Below are 13,709 nucleotides of genomic sequence, written 5' to 3'. Positions count from 1 at the left end.
TCCCCGAGCCATGTTCAATTTAGAGCGCATTTCGATCTGATTGAATCAGATCGGCGCTCTAACCTTTCGTTTTGACGCGCGTCTTGTTCCGAAAACCGGTTTCCACTTTTCGGGACGCGCTCTCATAAGCCTTGTTTCTCACCGGCCTTTAGAAGTCCGACAGAACGTTCAATGGTTGCCGACGATACATCGCCGACCAATCTTGTTCCTTCAGGCTCTTTGCTGGCATTGTTGAAGAAAACCATGGTTGGCGGACCTGCTACTTTAAGCTTTGCCATGAGATCGGCATTGCCCGCATTGAGGTCCGAGACATCCGCCTTGATAAGCTGATATCCGCCAAGCGCTTTCTTCACGCCTGCATCCGGCAGGACGCGCCGCTCCACAGTAGAGCAGCTGACGCACCAATCTGCCGTGAAATAGACCAGCGTCGGCTTGTCGCCGTGCGCCGCATCCAGCTTTTCCTGAAGGGCAGAAACCGTTTCGACCGGCGCGAATCGCAGCTCGGCCAAGTTATGGTTAACGTCACGATTAACCAATGCCGCCAGCGGTTGCAATGGATCGCGACCACCAGAAGCCACCCCGAGCATCAAAATGACGCCATAGACGAAGGCCGTCGTGCCAATGGTGCGGGCGACGACACTGCGCCCCGGTATCTTGAGAAAGGCAAAGCTTGCAACGCCAAACAGCAGCAAGGCCCAAAGCACCATATCCACGCCCGATGGCAGCAAGGGCGCGGCCATGAAAATAGCGGTTGCGAGAAAACCAAAGCCAAAGACCTGCTTGAACATTTCCATCCACGCCCCGGCACGTGGCAAGGTGCCTGCGCCAAGCGTAGCGAATGCGATCAAAGGCAAGCCTTTACCAATACCAAGCGCGAACAAGGCGCTGGCTCCAAGGGCAACATTGGCGGTTTGTGCGATATAAAGCAGCGCACCTGCCAAGGGCGCCGTAACACAAGGGCCGACGATCAACACCGACGAAAAGCCGAGAACTGCGGCGGAGCGCTTTGAACCGGTGCGCTGCCCGGTTTTAGCTGAAACTGCGCTCACCCAAGAGGATGGCAGCTGTATTTGGAACAGGCCAAACATCGACAGGGCAAGCAAGGTGAATATTCCGGCAAGTGCCAGCGCCATCCATTTGGACTGCAGTACCATTTGCAGGTTTTGGCCGGACCAGCCCGCAATAGCGCCGATGACTGCAAAACCAAGTGCGAGGCTGACGACATAGGTACTGGACAGAACGAAGCCACGTCGTGCAGTAAGTTTTTCGCCTTCTCGCGCCAGAGTTCCCGCAACAATCGGATAGATTGGGAACACGCAAGGCGTAAAAGCCAGCAGCACGCCGAAAGCAAGAAACGCAGCAATCACCAGCGCTGAACCGCCCTGATCGAGAAGACTTTCGATCATGCCTTTTTCAGGAGCGAGTGCGAAAGCTTTGCCTTGGTCATTCGGAGTTGAGGCGGCCGTAAATGGAGAGCCTTGCGAAAAAGCCTTACCCATCTGGCTGCTGACTGCGAGCGTCACCGGATCAATGGTACGGGTTTCAGGGCGATAGCAGATTCCATCTTCCTGACACCCTTGATAGGTCAGCTGAATGGGCTCGCTACCCACCGGAACACTGGCACTTGCTCGCGTGTAATAGACTTCGAGCCGTCCGAAATTCGGATCATCCTTGGTGATGCCCGGTTGCGTATCGACGGTAAGTGCTGCGCCTTTTGCATCTTTTGCTTCGATATGATCGCGATAGAGATAGTAGCCGTCGGAAATCTGCCAGTTCAGCAGGAGCCGGTTGTCGCCATCCTTCGCTACACTTAAACCAAAAGCATCATCGACCGGCAGCGGGCTTGCAGCCAGCACAGGTGAAAAAGCAAACATAAGAAAAGCGGCGAGTATCGCGAAAAAGCGCATTCGGGTTATTCCGGGTAATTTGATTCGTGCAAAATAGTTTAGGTTGTAAAAAGCAAATGCTGTCGTCACCTTAAGGCAGCCTTAAGCTGGCAAAGCGAGAAGCCGCTTACAGATGAAACAAGGCGGAAACAGGAAGACACATGCGCATTCTGGTGGTTGAAGACGATGCAATCCTGCTCGACGGGCTTTCCGTGGGTCTGGGATTAGCCGGATTCACCGTGGATGCTGTTGCAAGTTGTGGCGATGCGGAAGCAGCGCTTGCCGCCCAGAATTACAACGCGGTTGTGCTCGACCTGATGCTGCCGGATGGCTCAGGTCTCGACATCCTGAAATCCATGCGGCAGGCGCGAGATGAAACACCGGTCCTCTTGCTGACCGCACGTGACCAGGTGCCCGAACGCATTGCAGGGCTTGATGCAGGTGCAGATGATTACGTCGGCAAACCCTTCGATCTGCACGAGCTTGCTGCACGCGTTCGAGCCATTGCACGGCGCGGCTCAGGTCGCGCCAGTGCTACACTTGAATGGCAAGGCGTAGAACTTGATCCGGCCGAAATGTCGGTACAATTCAAGGGCGAGCCGCTTCGCCTGACACGACGTGAATTTTCGATATTGCGTACTTTGATGGAACGCCCGACAGCGACGGTTTCCAAGTCATCGCTCGAAGAAGCGCTTTATGGCTGGCAGGAAGAAGTCGAAAGCAACGCAGTCGAAGTGCATATCCATCACCTGCGCTCCAAGCTTGGTTCAGGCTTTATCGAGACTGTGCGCGGTGTCGGTTACAGGCTCGCGGGAGCTCAGGCATGAACTCCATTCGCAGTCGCCTCACCGGCATATTGATCGGCATCACCTGTCTCGTCTGGTTGTTTGCCGTGATCTGGATTCATGTGAGCACGCAGTCGCGCCTCGAAAAAGTGCTCGATGCGCGCTTGATGGAAGCCGCCCGCATGGTCAATTCGCTTTTGATCGAGCGGCGCGTTGAGGTTAATCCCGATGGCGACGGCGGACAGCTTTCACTCAAGCCGATGGATGATTTTCCCCATTATGATCGCCAGCTTTTCTGCCAGATCTGGGCAATCGACGGCAGACTTGTTGGACGGTCCGAAAGCGCACCAGGTGAACGCCTGACCGATGTGGCCAACGGCTTCTCGGACACGATTGTCGCGGGCGACCGCTGGCGAGTATTTGCGGTTGAAAATACAAAGCTCGGACTGCGCGTGATGGTGGGCGATAGCCTTTCAGTGCGTGAGCGGCTTGTGCAAAACGTGGTGACAGGCGTCGTACTACCGGCACTGCTTCTGCTGCCGATCCTTGCTGGTATGATCTGGCTGTGCGTGCGGCGTGGACTCAACCCATTGAGCAACCTTGCAGCAATCTTGTCCAAACGGGATGCGAGAGACTTACGGCCACTCCGAGAAGAGAAACTTCCGTCAGAAATTGCCCCGGCTGTTTCGGCGCTGAACGGGCTTTTCCATCGTGTGGAAGAAGCGCGGGAACGCGAACGTAATTTCGCAATCTTTGCCGCACACGAATTGAAAACCCCGCTTGCGGGCCTCAAAACGCAGGCTCAGATTGCCGAGAGTGCAAAAGACGATACCATGCGTATCAATGCCGTTCGTCAGATTGCAGCTGGCGTGGATCGCACCAGCCGTCTGGTCAACCAGTTGCTTGATCTGGCAGCACTCGAAACAGGCGACGAAATGGAACCACCGGCACCCGAACCCGCTTGCCAGCTTCTGGTTTCTATCTCAACGGATATGCGGATGCTCGCGGCGCATCGTGGCGTGAAGGTCGAGCTACCCGACAACCTGCCGCTTGTAACCATGCAATATCCGCACCTCTTTACGCTCGCTATGCGCAATCTGATCGAGAACGCCGTCAACCATTCGCCGGAAGGCGGTTCGGTACGATGCAGCCTTTATCAGGATGGCGAACATCTCGTCTTCACTGTTGAGGATGACGGGCCTGGCATACCGCCGGAGGAAATGATCCATGTGACCGAACGCTTCTATCGCGGTGCGAACAGAAGCGAGAACGGCAGCGGTCTTGGCCTTCCAATTGTCCAAATGGCAGCAACACGTATGGGCGGTGAGGTGCAGTTGCATAACCGTGCTGAAGGTGGCCTGCGTGCCCTCCTCATTATTCCGACACAAGCTGCGGCATAATACCAAGGCGCTGAGATGCCGACGCATCACACTTGGCAACTGACTTCCCCCGAAACTCCCAATTCATCGCAGGCGCTCCGATCTTTTGTTTTGGCGCGCATCTTGTCCGAAAACCGTTTCACACTTTTCGGGATGCGCTCTAACGCTCGTTGATTTAGATCAATGACACCCTTTCGCAGAGAGCCGATAGAGAACTATCGCTATAGCTGTCTTCACTTCGACAGCTTCTGACTTGCGCTGCGAGGGGATTAGATGAACTACGCCGCTGGAACAGTCCTTTCTGGTCTGGGAGCACTTTTTGCCGTGCTTCTGGCCGGATTTTCTCATGATGAGTTGTTCAGAACCCATATGTGGATTCTGTTCGCTACACTTGCCATCTTCACCATTTTGCTGATGCGGAACGCCGATTATGGCCTTGCGCCAAAAAAGGTCGATCAGTCCACCTATATGGACGGACCGATCCGCTACGGCGTGATCGCAACGGTCTTCTGGGGTGTCGTTGGCTTTCTGGTCGGTGTACTTATCGCGGCCCAGCTCGCTTTTCCCGATCTCAATCTGGAACCCTATCTGAACTTTGGCCGCTTGCGTCCGCTGCACACCTCAGCAGTTGTTTTTGCGTTTGGCGGTAACATCCTGATCGCCTCATCCTTCTATGTCGTGCAGCGCACCTGTCGCGCCCGCCTCATTGGCGGCGATCTGGCCTGGTTCGTGTTCTGGGGCTACCAACTCTTCATCGTGATGGCTGCAACCGGCTATCTGCTCGGCATCACGCAGAGCCGCGAATATGCTGAACCGGAATGGTATGTCGATATCTGGCTTACCATCGTCTGGGTCGCCTATCTCGTTGTCTTCCTCGGCACCGTGTTGAAGCGCAAAGAACCACATATCTACGTGGCAAACTGGTTCTACCTGTCGTTCATCATCACCATCGCCATGTTGCACATCATCAACAATCTGGCGATCCCGGTATCGTTCCTCGGCGTGAAGAGCTATTCGGCCTTCGCAGGCGTGCAGGATGCCGTGACACAGTGGTGGTATGGTCATAACGCAGTTGCGTTCTTCCTGACCGTGCCATTTCTCGCGATGATGTACTATTTCGTACCCAAGCAGGCGAACCGTCCGGTCTATTCCTATCGCCTGTCGATCGTTCACTTCTGGTCGATCATCTTCCTCTATATCTGGGCTGGCCCTCACCACCTCCATTACACGGCTGTTCCCGATTGGGCGCAGACGCTCGGCATGGTGTTCTCGATCATGCTCTGGATGCCTTCATGGGGTGGCATGATCAACGGTCTGATGACGCTTTCCGGCGCATGGGACAAGGTTCGTACCGATCCGATCATCCGTCTGATGGTTGCAGCAATTGCCTTCTACGGCATGGCAACCTTTGAAGGTCCGATGCTGTCGATCAAGGCGGTCAATTCGCTGTCCCACTATACGGACTGGACCATCGGTCACGTCCATGCTGGTGCGCTCGGCTGGAATGGCATGATCACATTTGCTGCCGTTTACTACCTCACACCAAAACTATGGGACCGTGAACGCCTCTATTCGATCCGCATGGTCAACTGGCACTTCTGGCTCGCAACACTCGGCATCGTGCTCTATGCCGCCGCCATGTGGGTTGCCGGCATTCAGCAGGGCCTGATGTGGCGCGAATACGACGATCAGGGTTTCCTCGTCTATTCCTTCGCCGAAACCGTGCTCGCAATGTTCCCTTACTACGTGATCCGTACGGCAGGCGGTCTGCTTTACCTCGCCGGTGGACTGGTGATGGCATGGAACGTCTACCAGACCATTCGCGGCAATCTGCGCAAAGAAGCCCCAATGGGCGGTGCCCGGCCTGTAGCCGGCACCACGATGCAGCCAGCCGAATAAGGAGTGTGATTTATGTCTATTCTGAAAAAACACTCCAAGCTGGAGAGAAACGCAACACTGCTGCTGATCGCCTCGCTCGCTGTGGTTACGGTCGGTGGTATCGTTGAAATCGCGCCGCTGTTCTATCTCGAAAACACCATCGAGAAGGTGGAAGGGATGCGTCCTTATTCACCGTTGGAACTCGCGGGCCGCGACATCTATGTGCGTGAAGGCTGCTACCTCTGCCACAGCCAGATGATCCGTCCGTTCCGCGACGAAGTGGAACGCTACGGTCATTACAGTCTGGCGGCGGAATCCATGTACGATCATTCGTTCCAGTGGGGCTCAAAACGCACGGGGCCGGACCTTGCGCGCGTCGGCGGACGTTACTCCAATGAATGGCACGTACAGCACCTGATCCGCCCGCGTGACGTGGTGCCGGAATCGGTCATGCCAAGCTACGCTTTCCTCAAGGATCGTCCGCTTGATGCCAACAACATCGCTGCGAACCTGAAGGCCAATGTGGCAGTCGGTGTGCCTTACACGCAGGAGATGGTCGACAACGCGCTTGCTGATCTGAAGGCGCAGGCCGATCCAAACGCCGATACGTCCAGCGTCGAGGCCCGTTACCCTAAGGCACGCGTTGGCGATTTTGACGGCAACCCGCAGGTCATTTCGGAGATGGACGCGCTGATCGCCTATCTTCAGATGCTCGGCACCCTTGTTGACTTCTCGACCTACGATCAGTCCCCCAAAGCGAGATAAAGCGGAGATTTAGCGATGGATTACAATACCCTACGCACTTTCGCCGATAGCTGGGGCCTGCTCGCCATGGCGCTCTTCTTCGTCTTTGTCATTCTTTTTGCCTTCCGCCCCGGAAGCAAAAAGAAAGCCGATGAAGCGAAGGAAATTCCATTCAAGGACGACAAAAATGACTGACAAACAGATAGATGAAGTCAGTGGTGTAGAGACCACCGGCCACGAATGGGATGGCATTAGGGAACTCGACAATCCTATGCCACGCTGGTGGCTCTGGACTTTCTACGCAACCATCGTTTGGGCACTTGCCTATGTCATTGCCTATCCGGCATGGCCGCTGATTTCCAACTCAACAGCAGGCCTGATCGGTTGGTCGAGCCGCGGCGATTTCTGGAAAGAAAACGCCGCGATCACTGCCGATCGTCAGGGTATTATCGACCAGATCAAAGCCAAGGATGTGCATGAGATTCTGGCCGATGAAAACCTGCGCCAATATGCGATTGCAGGTGGGGCGGCCGCTTTCCGTGTCAACTGCGTGCAGTGCCACGGCTCAGGCGCACAGGGTGCGCCCGGCTATCCAAACCTCAATGATGATGATTGGCTTTGGGGTGGTTCGGTTGACGACATTCTCACAACCATTCGCCATGGGGTGCGCTCCCCTGACGATAGTGAAACGCGCGTTTCGGAAATGCCCGGCTTTGCCGATGTTCTCGAACCCGCGCAGATACGCGATGTCGCAGCTTACGTGGTCAGCCTTTCCGGCACGCCACATGATCCAGCCATGGTTCCAGAAGGCCAGAAAGTTTTTGCTGAAAACTGTGCCGTCTGTCACGGCGCGGATGCAAAGGGCTTGCGTGAATTTGGTGCACCAAATCTCACCGATGCCATCTGGTTCTATGGCTCTGGTGAAGACGCTATTGCGCGTCAGGTCGCGCGTCCGAAGCATGGTGTGATGCCTGCTTGGGAAACACGCCTTGGTGATGCGACCGTTAAACAGCTCGCAATCTTCGTCCACTCGCTCGGCGGTGGTGAATAACGACTACTGGCCCCTTTCCGGGGCCAGTTAAAATAAAGGGCAGCTCCAGTTGAACGGCAAATCGGGGCTGCACTCATGTTACTGCATCGGAACGGACGGCGAATAACCACCCCGCTCTCAATTGTTGCAAGTGCGATCTACCGGCAAGCCAGCTTCTGTCTGTCCGGCATCGTGCTTCAGGAGCAAGGCAAATGTCAGATGATGTCGAACGCATAGACGTTCAGGCAGTCAATTCCCCCAAGACCCGCCCCCCAATGAGTGGGAAGTCGCTCTATGCGGCGCGGGTAAAGATATTTCCGAAGCGCGTGCAAGGCAATTTCCGCCGCTTCAAATGGATCATCATGTTTATCACATTGGGGATCTATTACCTGACGCCGTTTCTTCGCTGGGATCGTGGGCCATATGCGCCCGATCAGGCAGTGCTGATCGATCTGGCCAATCGCCGCTTCTATTTCTTCTTCATCGAAATCTGGCCGCAGGAATTCTATTATGTTGCAGGTCTGCTCATCATGGCGGGCCTTGGTCTGTTTCTGGTGACATCGGCGGCTGGGCGCGCCTGGTGCGGCTATACCTGCCCGCAGACCGTCTGGGTCGATCTTTATCTGGTTGTCGAGCGCGCCATTGAAGGCGACCGCAATGCCCGCATGAAGCTCGACAAGGCACCATGGAGCTTCGACAAGGTCTGGAAGCGCGTAACCAAGCACGCAATCTGGATTATCATCGGCGTTCTGACAGGCGGCGCATGGATTTTCTATTTTGCCGACGCGCCCACCCTTCTCATGGATTTTGTGACCGGTCAGGCAGCACCCGTCGCCTATTTCACCGTCGCGATCCTGACGGCTACGACCTATGTTTTCGGTGGTCTGATGCGCGAGCAGGTCTGCACCTATATGTGCCCATGGCCGCGCATTCAGGCAGCGATGCTTGACGAAAACTCGCTGACCGTGACCTATAATGACTGGCGCGGCGAACCGCGCTCACGCCATTCCAAGAAGGCATTGGCTTCAGGCGAAACCGTTGGCGATTGCGTCGATTGCAATGCCTGCGTTGCCGCCTGCCCGATGGGTATCGACATTCGTGACGGTCAGCAGCTTGAGTGCATCACCTGCGCGCTCTGCATTGATGCCTGCGACAGCGTGATGGACAAGGTTGGCAAGGAACGTGGTCTGATTTCCTATGCAACGCTTGCCGATTACGATTGGAATATGGCGCTCGCCACCAACAATGGCACCGCCCCTATTGATCCGGCACGCGTTTATGAAGCGCCGAACAAGCTCTCCGGTGCCGTTGAGCATCTGTCGTGGAAAAAAGTCTTACGTCCGCGCATCCTGTTCTACTTCATCGTCTGGGCGCTGATCGGCCTGACGCTGGTTATCTCGCTTTCCATGCGCCAACGCATCGGCATCAACGTGCTGCATGATCGCACACCGCAATATGTGTTGCTGTCCGATGGCTCGATCCGCAACGGTTATACGGTCAAGTTGCTGAACATGATCCCCGTTCCGCGCACCTTCCGTCTTTCAATCGAAGGTCTGCCGGGTGCAACGCTGACTGTTCAGGATGAAAACATCGATGCGGACGGCAATTATGATGTGCCAGTTGAACCAGACAGACTGAAGACGCTGCGCGTTTTCGTAACCCTGCCGCATGATGCTATCATGGAGCCCCGCTCTGACTATGAAATCGAAGTGCGCGACGCAGACGGCTCTGAAAGCGCACGCTACAAGGCAACCTTCATGGCCCCGGAGAAGAAATGATGTCAGTAAAATCGAAAACGTCAGGTACTTTTACCGGCTGGCACATGCTGGGCATCATGATTGCTTTTTTTGGCGTCATCATCGCTGTCAATATGACCATGGCTTACAAGGCTATCAGCAGCTGGAGCGGACTTGTGGTGAAAAACACCTATGTCGCAAGCCAGGAGTTCAACGACAAAGCCGAGACCGGCAAGGAACAAGCTGCACTCGGTTGGCAGTCACAGCCATCTTATGCAGAAGGTGTGTTCAGCTGGAAACTTGCGGATCGCGACGGCAAAGCCATAAACGTGACCGGCGGCACGGTTGAATTCAAGCGCCCGGTCGGTGATGTCCATGACACCAAAGTCACTCTCAGCGCGGGTGACGAGGGTGTGCTGACCGCGCCGCTTGAACTTGGCGAAGGCGCGTGGATCATGGAAGTCAATGCCGATACCAATGAAGATTATGGTCTTGAAGATCCCTATCGCCACATCATCCGCGTTCTTGTAAAGGACGGGAGGATCTTATGAGTTGCTGCGTTGAAAATGCTCAGATAGCCACTGCCATTCAAGCTGTCTCGCCAGATGAAATGCTGGTTGCGAGCCGTGCGTTGGGCGATGGCCTGCGCCAGCTTGACCTCTCGGTTCCGGGCGTTCATTGCGGCCTCTGCATCAAGACCATTGAAGGGGCGCTCGGCAAGCTCAAGGGCGTCGCTTATGTTCGCGTTAATCTCACAGCGCGCCGCGTCACCATTCGCTGGAAGGACGGTGAAACACCGCCCGATGTGGTCGATCCGCTGCGCCGCCTTGGCTATGAGGCGCATATTTTCGATATGGTTCAGGATAAGGACCCGACCTTCACGCGGCTGTTGATTGCACTCGGCGTTGCAGCCTTCGCATCCAGCAATGTGATGCTACTGTCGGTTGCAGTTTGGTCGGGTGCGGATGCCGCCACCCGCGATATGTTTCACTGGATTTCCGGTCTTATAGCGCTGCCAACACTGATTTATTCGGGTCGAATTTTCTATGTTTCTGCATGGAATGCCTTGCGCACCCGACGCGTGAACATGGATGTGCCAATCGCGCTTGCCATTTCGCTTGCCTTCGGCATGAGTGTTTACGAGACCATGAACCATGGGCAGCACGCCTATTTTGATGCCTCGGTTTCACTGCTGTTCTTCCTGCTGATTGGCCGCACGCTCGACTATCTGATGCGTGCACGTGCGCGTTCTGCTGTTCGCGGTCTGGCGCAATTGAGTCCGCGCGGTGCGGTGGTGATTGGTGACAATGACGAGCGCAACTATCTGCCGGTCAATGAAATCCGCCCCGGAATGCGGATTATCCTTGCCGCTGGCGAACGTGTGCCGGTCGATGCCAAAGTCGAAGACGGTCGTTCGGAACTCGATTGCGCCATTGCATCGGGCGAAAGCGATGCGGTTCCAGTTGGCCCCGGCTCGGATATTCGTGCGGGAACCATGAACCTCTCAGCCCCGCTCGTCATTCGTGCGACCGCTGAAGCAAAAGATTCGTTCCTTGCCGAAATGGTGCGTCTGATGGATGTGGCCGAAGGAGGCCGCGCCTATTATCGTCGTCTCGCTGATCGCGCCTCGGAGCTTTATGTGCCGATGGTGCATACGATAGCCTTTGCGGCATTTGTCGGCTGGATGATCTATACCGGCGGCGATTGGTATCGCTCGATCTATATCGCGATCTGCACACTCATCATCACCTGCCCCTGTGCGCTGGCGCTTGCGGTGCCGATTGTGCAGGTGGTTGCAGCTCGCCGCCTGTTTGAAAATGGCATCATGATCAAGGACGGCTCCGCCATGGAGCGGATGGCTGAGATCGACACTGCTGTGTTCGACAAGACCGGTACGCTGACACTTGGTCAGCCACGCCTGACTAACCGCGATGCGATCAACCCGAACCACCTCGAAATTGCTGCTGAACTGTCGCTTTATTCGCGTCATCCATTGTCGCGGGCGCTTGCGCTGTTTTCAGGCGCAAAGCCAATGACGGCCTTCACCCGCATTGAGGAAATTCCTGGTGCTGGCATTGAAGCCGAACTGAGCGGCACGATCTATCGGCATGGCAAGCGCGAATGGGCGGACAACCATGCAAATGCCGCTCTTTCTGATGGCCCAGAGACTGGCCTTTCCATCGACGGCAAGCTGGTTGAAACCTTCCGCTTTGAAGACCAACCGCGCGAAGATGCGGCGGCCGCCATCGGTGCGTTGAAACGCAATGGCTTGAAGCTTGAAATCATTTCCGGCGACAAACAGCCTGCCGTGCAAAAGCTGGCCGGTTATCTGGGTGTTGATACTTATCGTGGCGAAGTTCTGCCTGCTGACAAGTCACAACTTGTGCAGGAACTCACCGCCGATGGTCGCAAAGTTCTGATGGTCGGTGACGGGCTGAACGATGCGCCAGCGCTCGTCGCGGCCCATGTTTCCATGGCCCCGGCAACGGCTGCCGACATTGGCCGCAACGCTGCCGATTTCGTGTTCCTGCGCGAAAGTCTCTCCGCCGTACCGCTGGCTTTTGCTGTATCAAAAGAAGCAGGCCGATTGATAAGCCAGAACTTTGCGCTTTCCATCGGCTATAATATCATTGCTGTGCCGATTGCGATTTTCGGCTATGTCACGCCGCTGGTGGCAGCACTTTCGATGTCGCTGTCATCAATTGTGGTAGTGAGCAACGCCATGCGGCTTAGGGCCGGAAAACAAAAGCAGCCGGTGCAGACCAGCGTTGCACCTGCTGTCCTTCTCAAGGAAGCGCACAAATGAGCGGACTGCTTTTCCTTATTCCTATCGCGCTGGGCCTGGGGGTTCTGGGCCTTGCGGGATTTCTATGGTCTTTAAAAAACGGCCAGTATGAAGATCTGGATGGCGCGGCTACGCGCATTCTGATCGACGACGAAACTAAGCCAATATCAAAATAGCTCTGAGATCATTGACGTTTGTTCCGGTAGGACCGGGCATGAACAGATCATCGATTGTGTCAAATGCCGTCCATGCATCATTGGCATTAAGCCGGGTCGCACCATCTTCGCCAGCCTTTTGTAGCCGTGAAACCGTTGTACCGTCGGCAAAAGCTCCGGCGTTATCTTCCGAACCGTCAATGCCATCGGTATCTGCTGCCAGCGCATGAATATTCGCATAGCCATCAATATCGAGCGCAAAAGCCAGCAGAAACTCGCTGTTGCGGCCACCCTTGCCGCCTTTGGCGCGGATGGTCACGGTGGTCTCACCACCGGAAAGCAACACAATCGGTTTTTTGAACGGGCGATCACGATCCGCCACTTCACGCGCGATTGCTGCATGAACATGCGCTACTTCGCGCGCCTCGCCTTCCATTGAATCGGACAGGATCACCGCTTCAACACCATGGCGCTCGGCTTCCTTGACTGCGGCCTCCAGTGAGACGGCTGCTGACGCAATTACCCGCACTTCATTGTCGGCAAAGATCGTGTCGTCAGGCTTCGGCGCATGAGCCTTCTCGCTTTTGATATGCGCAAGCACCGCATCCGGCAGTTCAAGCTTGTAACGTTCAATGATTTTGAGCGCGTCATCGCGAGATGTTGCATCAGGCACGGTCGGACCAGAAGCGACAAAGGCAGGGTTATCACCGGGAATATCCGAAACCACCAGCGAGAAGACCTTTGCCGGATGTGCGTGCGCTGCCAGTCTTCCGCCCTTGATGGTTGAGAGATGTTTTCGCACGGCATTCATGGCCGAAATCGGCGCACCAGATGCCAGCAGCGCTTTGTTGACCGCAATCTCGTCGTCCAGTGTCAGACCTTCGGGCGGCGATGGCAACAAGGCAGACCCTCCACCAGAAACAAGCGCCACCACAAGGTCATCTTCTGTGAGGTTCGACACTGCATCGAACAGTCGCTTTGAGGCCGCAAGCCCGGCATCATCAGGCACCGGGTGCGATGCTTCGATGATCTCGATGGTTTTGCAAGGCGCACCATAGCCATAGCGCGTGACGACAATACCTTCGAGTGGCGCGTCCTCACCCTCATGCCGCTCGGCCCATGCCCGCTCGAATGCAGCCGCCATCTGTGCCGAGCCTTTGCCTGCACCAATCACAATCGTCCGGCCCTTGGGCTTGGCAGGCAGATTGGCGCGGATCACCAGTTCAGGATCAGCAGCAGCAACCGCTGCATCAAACAGGCTGGTCAGAAACTTCTTCGGATCGGTGATAGCGGTCATGAGATTCCCGATTTTGTTTATTGTTTCACAGCAC

The 13,709-nt window shown here is 55.6% G+C and carries 12 protein-coding genes; 10 read left to right on the top strand and 2 right to left on the bottom strand.

Annotated elements, in window-relative coordinates; genetic code table 11:
* Positions 1-122: 122 nt before the first annotated feature.
* Positions 123-1,907: a protein-disulfide reductase DsbD gene (dsbD, locus tag C9380_RS02830; protein ID WP_128092950.1), complete on the bottom strand. Its 1,785-nt coding sequence runs from the start codon at positions 1,905-1,907 to the stop codon at positions 123-125.
* Between the two features lie 140 nt (positions 1,908-2,047).
* Between dsbD and C9380_RS02825 the strand changes: the two genes are divergently transcribed.
* The 10 genes from C9380_RS02825 to ccoS all read left to right on the top strand — a co-directional run bounded on the left by C9380_RS02825 (position 2,048) and on the right by ccoS (position 12,399).
* Complete coding sequence (locus C9380_RS02825) at positions 2,048-2,713, top strand: response regulator (RefSeq protein WP_094541507.1); 666 nt, start codon at positions 2,048-2,050, stop codon at positions 2,711-2,713.
* On the top strand, positions 2,710-4,071 hold the full coding sequence (locus C9380_RS02820; protein ID WP_128092949.1) for an ATP-binding protein: 1,362 nt from the start codon (positions 2,710-2,712) through the stop codon (positions 4,069-4,071). The genes C9380_RS02825 and C9380_RS02820 overlap by 4 nt, the downstream gene beginning before the upstream one ends.
* A gap of 252 nt (positions 4,072-4,323) precedes the next feature.
* Complete coding sequence (ccoN, locus tag C9380_RS02815; RefSeq protein ID WP_024896093.1) at positions 4,324-5,949, top strand: cytochrome-c oxidase, cbb3-type subunit I; 1,626 nt, start codon at positions 4,324-4,326, stop codon at positions 5,947-5,949.
* Between the two features lie 12 nt (positions 5,950-5,961).
* Positions 5,962-6,693, top strand: a complete 732-nt coding sequence (gene ccoO / locus C9380_RS02810; protein ID WP_024896092.1) for a cytochrome-c oxidase, cbb3-type subunit II — start codon at positions 5,962-5,964, stop codon at positions 6,691-6,693.
* A gap of 15 nt (positions 6,694-6,708) precedes the next feature.
* Entirely contained in the window at positions 6,709-6,867 is a 159-nt protein-coding gene (locus C9380_RS02805) for a CcoQ/FixQ family Cbb3-type cytochrome c oxidase assembly chaperone (protein WP_024896091.1), read from the top strand.
* Positions 6,860-7,723 (top strand): cytochrome-c oxidase, cbb3-type subunit III, encoded by an 864-nt coding sequence (gene ccoP, locus C9380_RS02800; protein ID WP_100559665.1) that lies wholly within the window; start codon positions 6,860-6,862, stop codon positions 7,721-7,723. Before C9380_RS02805 ends, ccoP begins: the two co-directional genes overlap by 8 nt.
* A gap of 191 nt (positions 7,724-7,914) precedes the next feature.
* Entirely contained in the window at positions 7,915-9,480 is a 1,566-nt protein-coding gene (gene ccoG / locus C9380_RS02795; protein WP_100559667.1) for a cytochrome c oxidase accessory protein CcoG, read from the top strand.
* Entirely contained in the window at positions 9,480-9,989 is a 510-nt protein-coding gene (locus tag C9380_RS02790) for a FixH family protein (protein ID WP_024896088.1), read from the top strand. Before ccoG ends, C9380_RS02790 begins: the two co-directional genes overlap by 1 nt.
* Positions 9,986-12,244, top strand: a complete 2,259-nt coding sequence (locus tag C9380_RS02785) for a cation-translocating P-type ATPase (protein WP_128092948.1) — start codon at positions 9,986-9,988, stop codon at positions 12,242-12,244. Before C9380_RS02790 ends, C9380_RS02785 begins: the two co-directional genes overlap by 4 nt.
* A complete protein-coding gene (gene ccoS, locus C9380_RS02780) occupies positions 12,241-12,399 on the top strand; it encodes a cbb3-type cytochrome oxidase assembly protein CcoS (RefSeq protein ID WP_024896086.1) in 159 nt (52 codons plus the stop codon). Before C9380_RS02785 ends, ccoS begins: the two co-directional genes overlap by 4 nt.
* Here ccoS and C9380_RS02775 read toward each other — a convergent pair.
* Complete coding sequence (locus C9380_RS02775; protein WP_128092947.1) at positions 12,380-13,675, bottom strand: glycerate kinase type-2 family protein; 1,296 nt, start codon at positions 13,673-13,675, stop codon at positions 12,380-12,382. The two genes, ccoS and C9380_RS02775, sit on opposite strands and share 20 nt — an antisense overlap.
* Between the last annotated feature and the right edge of the window lie 34 nt (positions 13,676-13,709).

It is taken from the genome of Brucella pituitosa (assembly GCF_003049685.1).
In the GTDB taxonomy this organism is placed as follows: domain Bacteria; phylum Pseudomonadota; class Alphaproteobacteria; order Rhizobiales; family Rhizobiaceae; genus Brucella; species Brucella pituitosa.
Note: the sequence above shows the minus strand (reverse complement) of the source record. Positions and strands in the feature narration are given on the sequence as shown.

Coding starts and splice junctions, on each gene's coding strand:
- ccoP (WP_100559665.1), top strand. CDS start 6,860: ATGACTGACAAACAGATAGATGAAGTCAGTGGTGTAGAGACCACCGGC.
- ccoN (WP_024896093.1), top strand. CDS start 4,324: ATGAACTACGCCGCTGGAACAGTCCTTTCTGGTCTGGGAGCACTTTTT.
- C9380_RS02775 (WP_128092947.1), bottom strand. CDS start 13,675: ATGACCGCTATCACCGATCCGAAGAAGTTTCTGACCAGCCTGTTTGAT.
- C9380_RS02785 (WP_128092948.1), top strand. CDS start 9,986: ATGAGTTGCTGCGTTGAAAATGCTCAGATAGCCACTGCCATTCAAGCT.
- ccoO (WP_024896092.1), top strand. CDS start 5,962: ATGTCTATTCTGAAAAAACACTCCAAGCTGGAGAGAAACGCAACACTG.
- C9380_RS02820 (WP_128092949.1), top strand. CDS start 2,710: ATGAACTCCATTCGCAGTCGCCTCACCGGCATATTGATCGGCATCACC.
- dsbD (WP_128092950.1), bottom strand. CDS start 1,907: ATGCGCTTTTTCGCGATACTCGCCGCTTTTCTTATGTTTGCTTTTTCA.
- C9380_RS02825 (WP_094541507.1), top strand. CDS start 2,048: ATGCGCATTCTGGTGGTTGAAGACGATGCAATCCTGCTCGACGGGCTT.
- ccoS (WP_024896086.1), top strand. CDS start 12,241: ATGAGCGGACTGCTTTTCCTTATTCCTATCGCGCTGGGCCTGGGGGTT.
- ccoG (WP_100559667.1), top strand. CDS start 7,915: ATGTCAGATGATGTCGAACGCATAGACGTTCAGGCAGTCAATTCCCCC.
- C9380_RS02805 (WP_024896091.1), top strand. CDS start 6,709: ATGGATTACAATACCCTACGCACTTTCGCCGATAGCTGGGGCCTGCTC.
- C9380_RS02790 (WP_024896088.1), top strand. CDS start 9,480: ATGTCAGTAAAATCGAAAACGTCAGGTACTTTTACCGGCTGGCACATG.